Consider the following 14,976-nt stretch of genomic DNA (forward strand, 5'->3'; position numbering starts at 1 on the left):
GGAGTCAGAGGAGTTTATGATGACCTGGTTAAGAAATATCGTAAAAGTATGGCTTGGGATCATACTGTTTTTACCACTTGTCGCCAACGCAGCCTATGAAAGAAATGTTGCCAAGCCAGTTAATGAAGTAGTTTACGGGAAGATTGACTCTGTCCGTTATATTACTCAACAAGAGGTTGTTCAATCGAAAAGTAACGGTTGGAAGACACTACTTGGTGCCACTATCGGTGGTTTAGTCGGTAATCAATTTGGTGGCGGTACGGGAAGAGAAGTCGCGACGGCAGTGGGTGCGCTTGCAGGTGCCGCAGTTGCTCAAAACCAAAGTAATTACCAATACACGGTTGAATATAAGTTAGTTGAGCTACTCATCAAAGTGAAGGGTGATAAGCTAATTAATGTCATCCAAGATGTTGATAAAAATATGTTATTTAGTCGAGGGGATGAAGTTCGTATTTTATATTTTGATGATGGAGTCAGGGTTGATATCACTTATTAACCCTAGGTTGTTTTAGTCTAACGAAGCCTAATCAGGCATGTACAGTCGGGCTGGCTTATCGTCAAATAAAGTCGAAATAGTTTGCTGTTTCGCCGTGCTTCTTTCGCTCTGATTTACATCGCTGGCAATGCCTTTAATTCTGTATCTTTAGGCTGCTTGAGGATATTCATAAATTAGCGCCGATTTACTCTGGTTTTGTCGTGTTTTTTTGGGTAGTCTGAATTCACGAAGAATTGTTTAGCCCTCATAAAAAATCGTATGTTGAGGGCACAAAGGATTATCAACTTTTAATGGAAAGCCTAACGTTACAACCTATCAATAAAATTCAAGGGGAAGTGAACCTTCCTGGCTCTAAAAGTGTTTCTAATCGAGCTCTTTTACTTGCTGCTCTTGCTAAAGGCAGAACTCGCCTTACTAATCTCCTCGACAGTGATGATACTCGTCATATGCTGAATGCGCTGACTAAACTAGGCGTTCAATACCAACTTTCCGAAGATAAAACAGAATGTCTCGTTGACGGCCTTGGGCGTCCGTTTTCTGTCTCAGAGCCGGTAGAGTTATTTCTCGGCAATGCTGGCACTGCGATGCGACCATTAGCTGCGGCTCTTTGTCTTGGAGAAGGGGAGTATGTACTGACGGGCGAACCTCGTATGAAAGAGCGTCCAATTGGTCACCTTGTCACGGCACTGAAAGATGCTGGTGCGAACGTTGAGTACATGGAAAACGAGAACTTTCCGCCTCTCAAAATAATTGGTACTGGCCTAAAAGCAGGTACAGTTTCTATCGATGGGTCCATTTCAAGTCAGTTCTTGACCGCTTTCTTAATGTCTGCGCCATTGGCTGAAGGTGAAATTCGCATCAACATCGAAGGCGATTTGGTTTCTAAGCCTTATATCGATATCACCCTGCATATCATGAAGCAGTTTGGAGTCGATGTGATCAACAACGACTATCAAGAGTTTGTGATCCCAGCCGGTCAGCAATACATTGCTCCAGGTGATTTCTTGGTTGAAGGTGACGCGTCTTCTGCTTCTTACTTCTTGGCGGCGGCAGCCATCAAAGGTGGAGAAGTTAAAGTCACGGGTATCGGTAAAAACAGCATTCAAGGTGATATTCAATTTGCTGATGCGCTTGAAAAAATGGGTGCAGAAATTGAATGGGGTGATGACTACGTAATTTCACGTGTTGGTCAATTGAAAGGCATCGATATGGATTACAACCATATCCCTGATGCTGCCATGACCATCGCGACAACAGCGCTATTTGCCGAAGGCACTACCGCTATTCGTAACGTTTATAACTGGCGTGTAAAAGAAACAGACCGTTTGTCAGCTATGGCGACTGAGTTACGTAAAGTTGGTGCGGAAGTGGAAGAAGGGGAAGACTACATCATCGTCAAACCTGTCTCTCAGTTAAAGCATGCTGCGATTGATACTTACGATGATCATCGAATGGCGATGTGTTTTTCGCTGGTGGCACTTAGTGATACGCCTGTGACGATTAACGATCCAAAGTGTACGTCGAAAACGTTCCCTGACTACTTCGACAAACTTAAGGCTTTAAGCTGCTAAATATTCTGACCTAAAACAGGAAAGCCAGAGTGAATAACACTCTGGCTTTTTTGTTTCCCAATACTATTTAACCAGCGTAAATTCCTTAGAAATGTGATGCGCTAAGTATTTGAACATATTGAATACTGCAGTCGTATTTGAAGTTGGTAAACCTTTGTCATCAAGGAAGTATTCACCTTTAAAAACTAAAACACCTTCTTTTTCTTCTACACTTGTTGCTCGCATTCCCTCGATGTAATCATCGTGCTCTTGGATGATTTGGTTAGCGATCAAAAGAAGGTCGAACTCTTCGATAAACGTTCTATCAGACATATTCTTTCTACCATTCTATTTAGTTAAGAATGCTGAGTATACCTACAACTAAAATGGGTTTGCATGATTAATTCAGTCAATCGTTCAGTAAGACTAAACAGATCAATTTTTAGAGTATAAGCATGATGCGGAGGAAGATGGCAGAGCATTGAACCAAACTATTTTGTGATGGGTAACAAAATTTATTGCATTGGATTAGCGGATGCTAAGTTTGCCTGTTTAGATATGCCGCTCAATACCTTTCAGAACCCTGTCTCTTTGAAGTATAAAGACGATGAATTGTCAACCAATCGGATCTGAATTTCAAAAAAGCAGTTGATCTTCTTTTCATCTCGCACAATAGTAAAAAAAGAAGCAATGAAATAGAACATTATGCGGGTGGCCTTTAAACAAGGTTTCTACCCGCATTATTATGAAGGACGTTAGAGTCAGTTATGGGTAAATCACTCGTTATAGTGGAGTCACCAGCCAAGGCAAAGACGATAAATAAGTACCTTGGTAAAGACTTTATTGTTAAGTCTAGTGTTGGTCATGTGCGTGATCTGCCTACGGCCGGTCAAAGCACTGGTGAGAAAAAAGCCGCCGCCATCTCAACTAAAGGGATGAGTCCGGAAGAGAAAGCGCGCGTTAAAAAAGAGAAAGACCGCAAAGCGTTGATCAAAAAAATGGGGATTAACCCATATCATGACTGGGAAGCGAATTACCAAATCCTTCCAGGCAAAGAAAAAGTTGTCAACGAACTACAAAAACTCGCCAAAGACGCAGATTGCGTTTATCTCGCAACCGATTTGGACCGCGAAGGGGAAGCAATCGCATGGCACCTTCGTGAGATCATCGGTGGCGATGAAGAGCGATACAAACGTGTAGTTTTTAACGAAATTACGAAAAACGCGATCCAACAAGCTTTCCAGACACCTGGCGAGCTGAACATGGATGGTGTAAATGCCCAACAAGCACGTCGCTTCATGGACCGTGTCGTTGGTTTTATGGTTTCACCTCTACTTTGGAAAAAAGTGGCTCGTGGCTTATCTGCTGGTCGAGTGCAGTCTGTTGCGGTGAAATTGTTAGTTGAGCGTGAGCGTGAGATTAACGCGTTTGTACCAGAAGAATTCTGGGACATTCATGCGAATACGAAAACGAAAGACAAAGCGGACTTTAAACTGCTTGTTGCTCAGAAAGACGGTTCTGCGTTTAAGCCAGTTAATGAGGCAGAAACCAAAGCAGCGATGTCTGTACTTGAGAATGCAAGTTACGAAGTATGTAAGCGTGAAGACCGCCCTACAAAGAGCAAGCCTTCAGCACCTTACATCACCTCTACGCTTCAACAGGCAGCGAGTACACGTCTGGGCTACGGCGTGAAAAAGACCATGATGCTAGCTCAGCGCCTCTATGAGGCCGGTTACATCACTTATATGCGTACTGACTCGACTAACCTAAGTGCCGAGGCTGTGGACGCTGTACGTGACTTTATTGGTTCTGAGTTTGGTGATAAGTACCTGCCAGCGAAACCATTGACGTACGGTAGCAAAGAAGGGGCACAGGAAGCGCACGAAGCGATCCGTCCTTCAAATGTGGGTGTTAAGGCGGAAGACCTGCAAGGTGTCGATGCTGATGCGCACAAACTTTACGCTTTGATTTGGAATCAGTTTGTAGCGTGTCAAATGACGCCAGCAGAATACGATTCAACAACCATCAGCGTAAAAGCGGCAGAATACACGCTTAAAGCGAAAGGCCGTATCCTTAAATTTGACGGCTGGACTCGTGTACAGCGTCCAATGGGCAAAAACGAGGATACAATCCTTCCAGCGGTACAACTTGGCGATAAGCTAAGCTTAGAGTCACTTGACCCTAAACAGCACTTTACAAAGCCACCTGCGCGCTACACTGAAGCAGCACTGGTTAAAGAGCTTGAGAAACGAGGCATTGGTCGTCCGTCGACTTACGCATCGATCATTTCTACGATTCAAGATCGTGGCTACGTGAAAGTTGATCAGCGCCGTTTCTACGCTGAAAAAATGGGTGAAATTGTTACTGACCGCCTTGATGACAGCTTTAACGATTTGATGAACTACGACTTTACTGCGCGTATGGAACAGAAATTGGACCAAATCGCTGAAGGTGAAGTGAACTGGAAAGCTGTGTTAGACAACTTCTTTGCTGATTTTACTGGCGATCTTGAAAAAGCGGAGCTAGATGAGTCAGAAGGCGGTATGAAGTTAAATCACATCGTCATGACGGATATCGAGTGTCCGACGTGTAGCCGTCCAATGGGCATCCGTACTGCTTCGACAGGTGTGTTCTTAGGCTGTTCAGGTTACGCGTTACCACCAAAAGAGCGGTGTAAGACAACCATCAACTTGGGCGACGAAGAAGGTATTATTAACGTTCTAGAAGAAGACGTTGAAACCGCAGCTCTTCGTGCTAAAAAGCGTTGTCCGATCTGTGAAACAGCGATGGACGCATACCTGATTGATGACAAGCGTAAGATGCATGTTTGTGGCAATAACCCGAACTGTGAAGGCTACCTTGTTGAATACGGCGAGTTCAAAGTAAAAGGCTACGATGGTCCAGTTGTTGAGTGTGACAAATGTGGCTCTGATATGGTGCTTAAGAACGGTCGCTTTGGTAAATACATGGATTGTACGAGCGAAACGTGTAAGAACACTCGTAAGATTCTTAAGAATGGCGAAGTCGCGCCACCGAAAGAAGATCCTGTTCATTTTCCTGAGTTACCTTGTGAAAACTCAGATGCGTATTTTGTGCTTCGTGATGGTGCTTCGGGGCTATTTATGGCGGCAAGCAACTTCCCTAAATCGCGCGAGACACGTGCTCCTTTGGTTGCTGAACTGGCGCGTTTTGAAGAGCGTTTACCTGAGAAGTTCAAATACCTAGCAACTGCGCCGCAAGAAGATCCTGATGGTCGTCCTGCTGTTGTACGCTTTAGCCGTAAAACAAAAGAGAACTACGTTCGTTCGGAAGAGAACGGCAAACCATCTGGTTGGACAGCGCTCTTTGTTGACGGCAAGTGGGAAGTCACTGATAAGCGTAAAAAAGCGAAAGCATAAAAACGTACGAACTAAGTAATGTAAAAAGGCAGCGATATCGCTGCCTTTTTTGCGTAAAGGCCACTGTTTTGTTCGTATAGATCTTTGCTGCTTTGACTGAGTTTTGCTGACGCGAGAAGATCCTAGCATCAATATTTCTTGGTCGCTGACGTATTTTTTATGTAAAAAATATTCGTTGTAACTTTCATTTTGCATTCACATATTTGTTATACATTGGGCTAAAAAATCGGCGGTGTAGTGAATCCGTTCGTAAATTGTTTTCATAATGTAATCGTTTGCTTTTCCATGTGTGATCTAGATATCGTCTTGAGTACGCAAGAGCTGTATGGTACACAGAATGGCGTATTAAAAATTGTAATTTAGAACCCGCTTAGATAATTTATTACAAAAATTAGTGCAACTGTGTGCATTGTTTGCGTCAAAAAATAAGGAAAGAGTGGACGTTGCATACTGGAAGTGCCGTAGCTTTTTTATCCGTGTTGTAAGAGTTCACAGAAACTCAGAGACGGTTGCTAAATGTATTCGCTTGACTCCCCGAGTATGACTCATTCAAGCGAGTACCAAATCCAAGCTATAACGATATGGAGAACAACAAATGGCTGGTGTTTTGGGAATGATTCTTGCTGGCGGTGAAGGCTCTCGTTTGAGACCTTTAACGGAATCTCGCAGTAAACCTTCGGTACCGTTTGGTGGTAGTTATCGATTGATCGATTTTGCTCTAAACAATTTTGTTAATGCGGATCTGATGCGCATTTACGTCCTAACCCAATTTAAATCTCAATCTTTATTCCATCACTTAAAAAAGGGGTGGAACATCAACGGCATTACAGACCGCTTTATCGATCCTATTCCCGCTCAAATGCGTACTGGTAAACGTTGGTACGAAGGGACGGCGGACGCGATCTATCAAAACCTGCGTTTTATGGAATTAGAGGAACCAGAGCAAGTTTGTATTTTTGGCTCTGACCATATCTATAAGATGGATATCAAACAAATGCTGAACTTCCACTCAGAAAAGAAGGCTTCTCTGACGGTATCTGCATTGCGCATGCCACTAAAAGAGGCGTCGCAATTCGGGGTTATCGAAGTCGATAGTGAAGGTCGTATGATTGGCTTTGAAGAAAAACCAGCAAATCCGAAGTCGATTCCTGGTGATCCTGATTACGCTTTAGTTTCAATGGGTAACTATGTTTTTGAAGCTCAGGTACTGTTCTCAGAGTTGGTCGAAGATGCGGATAATGAAGCTTCATCACATGATTTTGGAAAGGACATCATTCCAAAGATGTTCCCTAGAGGTGATGTGTTCGTGTATGACTTCAGTACCAACAAAATCAGTGGCGAAAAAGAAGAGGTGTACTGGCGTGATGTCGGAACTATTGATGCGTACTGGCAAGCGCATATGGATCTGCTAGAAAAAGATGCTCCATTTTCGCTGTACAACCGTAAATGGCCATTGCACACCTACTACCCACCATTACCACCTGCGACATTTACCGACTCTGATAATGGTCGTGTGCAGATAATCGATAGTTTAGTGTGTAATGGCAGCTATGTTAGAGGCTCAAGAATCGAAAAGTCGGTGCTTGGTTTTCGCAGTAATATTGCTTCTGCTTGCGATATCAGCGAATGTATACTTCTTGGTGACGTAAAAATTGGCGAAGGATGTGTTTTACGTCGTGTGATTGTCGACAAGGATGCCGATATTGCTCCTGGTACTCAGATTGGTGTGAATCTTCAAGAAGATAAAAAACACTTCCACGTGTCTGAGGAGGGCATTGTTGTTATTCCGAAAGGAGCTCGAGTTGGCTACTAACAACTTATCTATTCTGTTTGTAGCTTCTGAGGTTGAAGGCCTCATTAAAAGTGGTGGCTTGGCAGATGTTGCCAAGGCACTACCGGAAGCCCTTCAAAACCTACAGCAAGACGTAAGAATTACCATCCCTGCGTACAGCAGTATTGATAAACTCGCAGACGCAGAAGTTGTATTAGAAACAGAATTAACATCATGGCCGCATACGGAGTATCGAGTTTTGCGGCTCATGTTAGGTCAAAATCCTATTTACCTGATTGATTGTCCGCCGTATTTCAATCGACCATCAATGTATGCGGAGAACAACCAAGCGTATACTGATAACGGCGAGCGCTTTGCGTTTTTTAGTGCAGCATGTCTCGATATGTTACCCAAGCTCGCCTTTCAACCTAATATCATACACGCGAACGATTGGCACACAGGTCTTGTTCCATTTTTGCTCAAGCACAGGTATGGCAATGATCCGTTTTTTGCTCATACTAAAAGCGTCATTTCAATTCACAATGCGGTCTTTAAAGGCGTATTTAGTTATGAAGATGTGCAGTGTTTGCCAGAGTTTCATTGTAGAAACGTTCCCGATGCTGCGGTGAGTGCAACGCATATTACGATGCTTAAAGCTGGTGTAATGAATGCAGATAAGATAAACGCGGTTAGCCCTACGTACGCAGAGGAACTAAAAACAGAGCTTGGCAGTCACGGCATGGCTTGGGAGTTTCAGCAACGTGCGCAGGACTTAGTCGGCATCTTGAATGGTTGTGATTACAGCGCTTGGAATCCGGAAACTGATACCTACTTGCCGGTTAATTACTGCGCCGACCAGCAAAGTATGTCGCAAGGGAAGAAAGCTTGTAAAAAAGCATTACAACAACGACTAAATTTGCCCGAAAAAAATGTAGCTATGTTCGGTATGGTTTGTCGGTTGACCCAGCAGAAAGGCGTTCATTACTTGTTGCCTGCTTTGGCCGACTTTTTGAAGCACGATGTTCAGCTAGTTGTCGTTGGGACCGGAGACCCTGTTCTTGCCGCTCAGTTACGAGAGGTTGCCGCGCAGTTTTCTAGCAAATTTGCCTTTGTAGAAGCGTATGACAATGAACTTGCGCATATCGTTGAAGCTGGTTCTGATTTCTTCTTGATGCCTTCTGAGTTTGAACCATGTGGCTTAAACCAAATCTATAGTATGGCTTATGGGACATTACCGATAGTACGCGGTGTTGGTGGCTTAAAGGACAGCGTTAGCGATTATGATGTAAACCCATCTGAAGCAACGGGGTTTGTTTTTTTCGAACCGACACCGCAGGCATTGTTGTTAACGATGCTAAGGGCACTGTTGCTCTACGCTCAAAACGAGCCTGAAGTGAATAAAGTACAGTTGCACGCGATGCAACAAGACTTTTGTTGGCAAAAGGCCGCAGAATCTTATTTGCAGCTTTACCACTCAGCGTTAGTTTGACTTAAAATTGTAACGAAAGGCACCGAATGAGGTGCCTTTATTATCTTGAGTAAGGGGAGTGTGGTAGGATGGCTTTTTACTCAATAGCACGATCTTTTTGATACTCAATATGACCCAGCCGCTACTTTTTCATAAAACCTATTTGCACCCTACTAGTAATGAGTGGGTTGTATTTGTGCACGGTGCTGGTGGTAGCTCTTCTATCTGGTTCAAGCAAATTAAAGCTTACAAGCAACACTTTAACTTATTGCTGATCGATTTAAGAGGTCATGGAAAGTCAAATCAGTTACTTAAAGAGCTCATTGCTAACCGTTATACCTTTACGGAAGTTACCCAAGATATTTTGAAAGTATTGGACCATTTAAAGATCCAATCCGCTCATTTTGTCGGTATGTCGCTTGGTACTATTATTGTTCGAAACCTTGCTGAATTGTCATCAGAGCGCGTACGTTCGATGGTGCTCGGCGGTGCTGTCACAAGGCTTAACACTCGTTCTCAGATATTGGTGAAATTAGGTAATTTTTGTAAGCATATCCTACCGTACATGTGGCTCTACAAACTGTTCGCTTATATTGTTATGCCTCAAAGAAGCCAACGAGAATCTCGCCACCTTTTTATTCGCGAAGCCAAGAAGCTTTGCCAAAAAGAATTTAAACGTTGGTTTATTCTTGCTGCTGATGTAAATCCGTTAATGAAATATTTTAAAGATCGAGAGTTACCCATTCCGACTCTCTACTTAATGGGCGACAGGGATTACATGTTTATTAAACCTGTCAAAGAAATGGTTGCAGCACATAAGCTCAGCATTCTACGAGAAATCCCGAATTGTGGTCATGTATGCAATGTAGAGCGTCCAGAAGACTTCAATCAACATTCCATCGAGTTTATTAAACAGCAAGCAGCATGTGCTTAAAACTGAGTGCATCCACTGAATAGGAGAGCCGCTATAGCTCTCCTAATTGATATCCACATTGCCAACATGCACCAAATTGCCCTTCGTTTATTTCATGACATTTTGGGCATTGCCAATCTTGATACTCATGCCTATCGGATTGTTTTCGATATGCTTTTACTATTTCTTCAGCTTTCATCTTTTGTGCAGTTTCAAAAAGCCACACATAAGGATCGGTATCATCACCAAACGGCAGTTCTCCTTTTAAGCCGAAAATACCTTCTCCACGAACTTCACAGTAAATTTGTTCCACTTTAAGCAGCTCACATACAATGTGTGCTTCTGCTGGGTTTTTAGCGATAAATATTTTCATCAAAATACCCACTTCACCAATTACGAGTTTTGCTGACTTGGTGTCGGCCTTACTTTATTCATAACCCATTTAGTGATGATTGGAAATAGTCCCAATAGCGCAAAAGACGCTAATACTGCGGGTGAAACAATGCCCGATAGGCTTTCAATTGTTGCTAATTGAGTACCTGCATTCAGATATACGGCTGTGCCTGGCAGCATACCTATTTGGCTAGTGAGATAAAATCTACCTACAGACATCGGCGTTAAGCCCATCAGTAAGTTGATTAGAAAGAAAGGGAATACAGGGATTAGACGCAAGGAAAATAGATAAAAAGCTCCGTCTTTTTCGACACCTTGATTAATTGCGTTGAGTTTATTTCCGAATTTGTTTTGTACCCAGTCACGCAATAAGTATCGGCTGCTCAAGAAGGCCAGTGTTGCCCCCATAGTGCTAGCGAAAGAAACCAGTAGCAAGCTTGTCCAAAAACCAAATAAGGCTGCACCAAGTAAGGTGACTACTGCCGCTCCTGGGATAGAAAAAGCGGTAATTGCAATGTAGGTAAAAAAGTAAATCGCAGCCGAGAATACAAAATTCTGATCGATGTATGTAGTTAGTGCTTCTTGTTGGGCTTTTGCATTCTCTAAGGTTAAATACTGGCCAAAGTTAATACCTAAAAAGACGATAGCCGCTAGTAGGATGAGACCTAATATCAGTTTCTTATTCATAATTTTGATTCCAATTTGGGATATATGTAATAAGACAGTAGGAAAACCGAAAAAATTTCACAAAAAAACCGCAGATTAGACTGCGGTTTTACAAGATAGTTTTTAGGCCGACTTTTATTGGAGGCCGTTCATCAACTCATCTCGGCGAGCTTGAGGTACCACACTCCAATGAGTGCCGTTGATAGCACCTTCTAGTGCCCATAGCAACTCAATGTTGACGGTTGCAGAGTGCGTATCTCTTATCGCTTTATAGGCGTTAAGCGCACCTTCCTCTTCAAGCTTCTCTACGGATTCGATGCCGGCTTTTTTTAGCATGCGCTCGGTAGCCAGTCGTAAGTTAGGCAAATCTTTCAAACGGTTAGGCTTTGTACTTGCTTGCTGTTCTTTCTCAAGCTTTGCCTTTTTCAATGATTGATTCGCTACTTCGATTAAGCGTTCGCTTGATTCCCATAAATCGCTGGAAATAGCGTAGTACTTTGTAACGACTGGAAAGCCACGTTTTTTATAAACGTAAGGCTTTAGCCCTTGTTTCTCGAAGTCAGATGAAGTTTTTTGGTCTGCTCTGATATGAAGCTGATTGTTTACCACTAGTGCAAACATTGTTTCATCAGCGAATAGTCCGAAGCCACCAAACATTGAGCGCGACTTGATATTACCAAGTGCCTCAAATAGCTTCATAGAGTCTTTGAGTATCGGTTTATCCATGTTTTGTTATCTCGGTGTAATTAATATTACGCCACCAAAAGTCAGGTCCGAGAGAGTAGCAAACATGCGTAAAAACAATGTCATTACAGAGTAAAGTCATTGCTTACACACTTGCCATCGGTAACCCCGCTACCTTCCATATCGTAATATGGTTCAGGCCGGAGGCTTTGCGTCCCACTCTTTCGAATGGTTTGCCCTGTGCGTGACACAATGAGCATACTTCTTATATTGAATTAACATCACGGTTTAGCGTTAAAAGTGTGATTTCGGTTCAATAAAAATGATAGATTGAATGCTCTATTTTGCATATGGAAAGGTGCAAATTGGCCTTTGAAAAGGAGTTCTTAATATATATTACATTTATATAAAACAGGGAGTTAACGTTAGTCAATTGTTATTAGAGTGGTGTGAAGTATTAGAGAATGCTTAATTTTTCCAAAAAAATAAGCGCCCCTGTAGAGCGCTTATTTAACCGTGTTAAATACAGTGAAATTTAGTTCATTTTTTTCACAGTATTTCGAATTACAAGCTCAGGTTGCATTTCGAAAATTCGTTTTTCGTGTTCTTTATCTTTGATACGCTCAAGTAGAATTTCGAATGCATTTTTACCAACACGACGTTTAGGTTGGTGGATAGTCGTTAGCGGTGGAGAGAAGTATTCCGCAAGCTCGATGTTGTCGTAGCCGATCACTGAAATATCTTCAGGAATTTTGATCCCGTTTTGTTGCAAGCGGCTCATTAGGCCTAGAGCCATTGTGTCGTTAAAACAGAATACCGCCGTCGGGCGCTTGTCCATTGCGGTAATTTTATCTGCAACTAATACGGCCGTATCACATTCAAAGTTACCTTCAAGGATCCAGTCTTCATTTACAGCTAGGTTCGCTTCGCTCATTGCGCGACGGAAACCTGCAATGCGCTCTTGGCAAGCAAGCTTTTCAAAATGACCGCTTAGACAAGCGATATCCGTATGACCATTGTCAATCAGATGTTTGGTTGCAATGTAGCCACCTTCTTCTGAGTTATCCATGATCTTGTCTGCTTGTGAGCTCTCTGGGCCCCAATCCATGACCACTTTAGGAATGTCCGCATGACGGTCAAGCATCTCTTTTAGTTCTTCGGTTAAGTCAGAACACATCACTAGGATGCCATCAACGCGCTTTTCAGCCAGCATACGAATGTAATCGCGTTGTTTTTCGTAAATCCCGCCTGTGTTACATAAAATCAGAGTATAGCCTTGGCGGTAACAGTAGCTCTCAACGCCATCAATCACTTCTGAGAAAAATAGGTTAGTTGATTGAGTTACTAACATGCCAATCGTACGAGTTGAGTTGCATTTTAGGCTGCGTGCAACGGCACTTGGCGCGTAATTCAGCTCGTCAACGGCTTTCATTACTTTTTCTTGCGTTGCTTCTGCAACGAAACGCGTTTTATTGATAACGTGCGAAACTGTCGTAGTGGAAACGCCGGCTAAGCGAGCAACGTCTTTTATCGTGGCCATAAATGGTGTCCTGTATCGAGCTACTGAAATATGTCGTATTGGATGTACCTGATGCTCTAATGGTTTCACACCTAGCAATATAAAATTGGCGCTAAGTGTCTCGGCAGCGGTTGATCCAAGTGCGACAAAAGGGTACGTAGCAGCATCGGTCGATGAATTTTATCTTTTTTCTATCTGATGAGAAATTGCCATCAACCTGTTAAGAAAACACAAAAACCGCTATATTTCAGCGGTTTACATATAAATCATATTTAATCGTTTGCGCTCACATTTTAGCCCTATGTGGACTGACTAGCAATGTTTTCAGCAAGAGATTTGTGTATTTGAAGTCACATTTTGACTGCTAAATAACCAAGCGTCTTTGCGCTAAGTTAAGGCAAACGAATATTATACCCAAGTTACTTACAATTGGTCACTTTCAGGCATACAGGAAGCCCGATAGGCAGGCTCCCTAAAAATAGGCGGCAATTATTCACCAAGAAGGTAGGCGCTGTCTAGTTTACAAAATGCAACTAATAGTTTCGCGACACTCGAGTAAAATCCAAATTCGTCGAATTTTTTACATTTGTCTGAAAACTGAGGTAACCAAGACATCAATTGTTGCTGGATAAAGTCGTTTTGTTTAACGAAGGCTTCTTCCATGTGTTTTTCTTGTTCAAGCTCGTTTGAGCGGATAATCATGTTCCCGAGAAAGTCGAGCTCAACGGCTAAGTGATCCGCAGGTTCCTTTAGGTTTTCGTCTACTTGAACGCCAAATTCAGCCATCAACTTTTCCATTTCCTCAGCTGGCTTGTCATTCAGTAAACCTGATTCACCAATGTACATGGATGCGTAAGGAAGAGCGCCGTATTTTTCTGTCTTCAAAAACAGTTCACAAAAGTCAGCTGCAAGCTCTAGTTGTGCATCTTCACGATCTTGTAACCGATTCAATGCATCAACTAGGCTATCAACGGCTGGTTTTAGCGACTCATTTTCACCTAAACCTGCGAGAAAACTGCGAATTTCAACACTGTGATAGGCTTCCAATTCTTTCTCTGTTAGTTCTTTTGCGAACAAGCTCGAAAACCACCAGTAAATTTCAGCGCGTTTTTCATTAAAAGCTTTCACTTCTTGCATTTTGGGCTCCTGAATGATGCTTCAAGTCATGCATCACAAAGTCAATTAGGGATATCCCCTAAGTGTAATCAATTAAAATGAATAGCAGTAACTATAATTGTTATGTTTTATGGTCAAAAATGACCGTTTATTAATAGCAATGGGCAAGCTTGTTTTGAATCAATAAAAACGCTAAATCTTGCGTTTTAATGTATCTATGACTAGAAATGTTACTAGTTATGAATAGAATACGTCTTGGATAATAAGAAGACAGAAAAGTGGTGTAAATGAGCTATCACGTATTAGTCGTAGAAGATGATGTTGTAACTCGTAGTAAGCTTGCGGGATATTTCCAAAATGAGGGCTACCAAGTCAGCGAAGCAGAGAGTGGCGCAGAAATGCGTGAAGTTTTGCAAGCGGGCGATGTAGACCTGATCATGCTGGATATTAACCTGCCTGGTGAAGACGGCCTGATGCTTACTCGTGAGTTACGTAGCCAATCGGATATTGGTATCATATTAGTAACAGGACGCACGGATAGCATTGATAAAATCGTAGGCCTAGAAATGGGTGCTGACGATTATGTGACAAAACCTTTTGAACTGAGAGAGCTGTTAGTTCGCGTTAAAAACTTGCTGTGGCGTATTTCAGCAGCGCGTAGTGGCAGCTCGAAAGCGAATGAAACCAGTGAAGAGCACATTGTGCGCTTTGGGGAGTGGACATTCGACATTCAACGTCGCGCACTTAGCCGCAACGGTGAGCCAGTAAAACTAACTAAAGCAGAGTATGAACTTTTGGTGGCATTATCGTCTTACCCTAACCAGGTGTTAAGTCGTGAGCGTATTTTGAACATGATTAGCCATCGAGTGGATGCGCCGAATGACCGCACCATTGATGTTCTTATTCGACGTATGCGCGCAAAAATGGAGTTCGATCCTAAGAACCCACAGATTTTTGTAACGGTGCACGGCGAAGGCTATATGTTTGCTGGTGACTAGTTTG

13 protein-coding genes and 1 riboswitch are annotated in these 14,976 nt (G+C 42.7%); of the genes, 7 read left to right on the plus strand and 6 right to left on the minus strand.

Going from position 1 to position 14,976, the window contains the following annotated elements; all coding sequences use genetic code 11:
- The first annotated feature begins 19 nt into the window (after positions 1–19).
- Together R7F07_RS08785 and aroA are read left to right on the plus strand one after the other, a co-directional pair.
- Positions 20–496: a glycine zipper 2TM domain-containing protein gene (locus R7F07_RS08785; RefSeq protein ID WP_005378348.1), complete on the plus strand. Its 477-nt coding sequence runs from the start codon at positions 20–22 to the stop codon at positions 494–496.
- A 290-nt stretch (positions 497–786) separates the two neighbouring features.
- The gene (gene aroA / locus R7F07_RS08790) at positions 787–2,067 is read left to right on the plus strand and encodes a 3-phosphoshikimate 1-carboxyvinyltransferase (protein WP_005378349.1); all 1,281 of its coding nucleotides are present in this window, start codon (positions 787–789) and stop codon (positions 2,065–2,067) included.
- Positions 2,068–2,130: 63 nt separating this feature from the next.
- On the opposite strand, the gene R7F07_RS08795 is transcribed toward aroA, so the two are convergent.
- On the minus strand, positions 2,131–2,379 hold the full coding sequence (locus R7F07_RS08795; RefSeq protein ID WP_005378350.1) for a YciN family protein: 249 nt from the start codon (positions 2,377–2,379) through the stop codon (positions 2,131–2,133).
- 434 nt (positions 2,380–2,813) lie between these two features.
- Here R7F07_RS08795 and topA point away from each other — a divergent pair, with 434 nt between their 5' ends.
- The 4 genes from topA to R7F07_RS08815 all read left to right on the plus strand — a co-directional run bounded on the left by topA (position 2,814) and on the right by R7F07_RS08815 (position 9,617).
- Positions 2,814–5,444 (plus strand): type I DNA topoisomerase, encoded by a 2,631-nt coding sequence (gene topA, locus R7F07_RS08800; protein WP_005378351.1) that lies wholly within the window; start codon positions 2,814–2,816, stop codon positions 5,442–5,444.
- 595 nt (positions 5,445–6,039) lie between these two features.
- Entirely contained in the window at positions 6,040–7,257 is a 1,218-nt protein-coding gene (gene glgC / locus R7F07_RS08805) for a glucose-1-phosphate adenylyltransferase (RefSeq protein WP_005378352.1), read from the plus strand.
- The gene (gene glgA / locus R7F07_RS08810) at positions 7,247–8,704 is read left to right on the plus strand and encodes a glycogen synthase GlgA (protein ID WP_005378353.1); all 1,458 of its coding nucleotides are present in this window, start codon (positions 7,247–7,249) and stop codon (positions 8,702–8,704) included. Before glgC ends, glgA begins: the two co-directional genes overlap by 11 nt.
- Before the next feature lie 109 nt (positions 8,705–8,813).
- A complete protein-coding gene (locus R7F07_RS08815; protein WP_005378354.1) occupies positions 8,814–9,617 on the plus strand; it encodes an alpha/beta fold hydrolase in 804 nt (267 codons plus the stop codon).
- 31 nt (positions 9,618–9,648) lie between these two features.
- On the opposite strand, the gene R7F07_RS08820 is transcribed toward R7F07_RS08815, so the two are convergent.
- The 5 genes from R7F07_RS08820 to torD form a co-directional block, all read right to left on the minus strand.
- Entirely contained in the window at positions 9,649–9,969 is a 321-nt protein-coding gene (locus R7F07_RS08820) for a DUF2007 domain-containing protein (RefSeq protein WP_005378365.1), read from the minus strand.
- A 20-nt stretch (positions 9,970–9,989) separates the two neighbouring features.
- A complete protein-coding gene (locus R7F07_RS08825) occupies positions 9,990–10,676 on the minus strand; it encodes a TVP38/TMEM64 family protein (protein WP_005378366.1) in 687 nt (228 codons plus the stop codon).
- 114 nt (positions 10,677–10,790) lie between these two features.
- On the minus strand, positions 10,791–11,381 hold the full coding sequence (locus R7F07_RS08830) for a TfoX/Sxy family DNA transformation protein (protein ID WP_005378367.1): 591 nt from the start codon (positions 11,379–11,381) through the stop codon (positions 10,791–10,793).
- A 116-nt stretch (positions 11,382–11,497) separates the two neighbouring features.
- A riboswitch (cyclic di-GMP riboswitch) is annotated at positions 11,498–11,587 on the minus strand.
- Positions 11,588–11,874: 287 nt separating this feature from the next.
- Positions 11,875–12,879 carry an HTH-type transcriptional repressor PurR gene (purR, locus tag R7F07_RS08835; protein WP_005378368.1) on the minus strand — a complete coding sequence of 335 codons (1,005 nt, stop codon included), beginning with the start codon at positions 12,877–12,879 and terminating at the stop codon, positions 11,875–11,877.
- Between the two features lie 468 nt (positions 12,880–13,347).
- Positions 13,348–13,995 (minus strand): molecular chaperone TorD, encoded by a 648-nt coding sequence (gene torD / locus R7F07_RS08840; RefSeq protein ID WP_005378369.1) that lies wholly within the window; start codon positions 13,993–13,995, stop codon positions 13,348–13,350.
- Between the two features lie 266 nt (positions 13,996–14,261).
- Here torD and torR point away from each other — a divergent pair, with 266 nt between their 5' ends.
- Positions 14,262–14,972 carry a two-component system response regulator TorR gene (gene torR / locus R7F07_RS08845; protein WP_005378370.1) on the plus strand — a complete coding sequence of 237 codons (711 nt, stop codon included), beginning with the start codon at positions 14,262–14,264 and terminating at the stop codon, positions 14,970–14,972.
- Positions 14,973–14,976: the final 4 nt, after the last annotated feature.

This window comes from Vibrio sp. YT-16 (assembly GCF_033337405.1).
Taxonomy (GTDB): Bacteria; Pseudomonadota; Gammaproteobacteria; order Enterobacterales; family Vibrionaceae; genus Vibrio; species Vibrio alginolyticus.

What these genes read in the sequence shown, in the direction of transcription:
- R7F07_RS08785 (WP_005378348.1), top strand. Translation starts at nt 20, where the DNA reads ATGACCTGGTTAAGAAATATCGTAAAAGTATGGCTTGGGATCATACTG.
- aroA (WP_005378349.1), top strand. Translation starts at nt 787, where the DNA reads ATGGAAAGCCTAACGTTACAACCTATCAATAAAATTCAAGGGGAAGTG.
- R7F07_RS08795 (WP_005378350.1), bottom strand. Translation starts at nt 2,379, where the DNA reads ATGTCTGATAGAACGTTTATCGAAGAGTTCGACCTTCTTTTGATCGCT.
- topA (WP_005378351.1), top strand. Translation starts at nt 2,814, where the DNA reads ATGGGTAAATCACTCGTTATAGTGGAGTCACCAGCCAAGGCAAAGACG.
- glgC (WP_005378352.1), top strand. Translation starts at nt 6,040, where the DNA reads ATGGCTGGTGTTTTGGGAATGATTCTTGCTGGCGGTGAAGGCTCTCGT.
- R7F07_RS08815 (WP_005378354.1), top strand. Translation starts at nt 8,814, where the DNA reads ATGACCCAGCCGCTACTTTTTCATAAAACCTATTTGCACCCTACTAGT.
- R7F07_RS08820 (WP_005378365.1), bottom strand. Translation starts at nt 9,969, where the DNA reads ATGAAAATATTTATCGCTAAAAACCCAGCAGAAGCACACATTGTATGT.
- R7F07_RS08825 (WP_005378366.1), bottom strand. Translation starts at nt 10,676, where the DNA reads ATGAATAAGAAACTGATATTAGGTCTCATCCTACTAGCGGCTATCGTC.
- R7F07_RS08830 (WP_005378367.1), bottom strand. Translation starts at nt 11,381, where the DNA reads ATGGATAAACCGATACTCAAAGACTCTATGAAGCTATTTGAGGCACTT.
- purR (WP_005378368.1), bottom strand. Translation starts at nt 12,879, where the DNA reads ATGGCCACGATAAAAGACGTTGCTCGCTTAGCCGGCGTTTCCACTACG.
- torD (WP_005378369.1), bottom strand. Translation starts at nt 13,995, where the DNA reads ATGCAAGAAGTGAAAGCTTTTAATGAAAAACGCGCTGAAATTTACTGG.
- torR (WP_005378370.1), top strand. Translation starts at nt 14,262, where the DNA reads ATGAGCTATCACGTATTAGTCGTAGAAGATGATGTTGTAACTCGTAGT.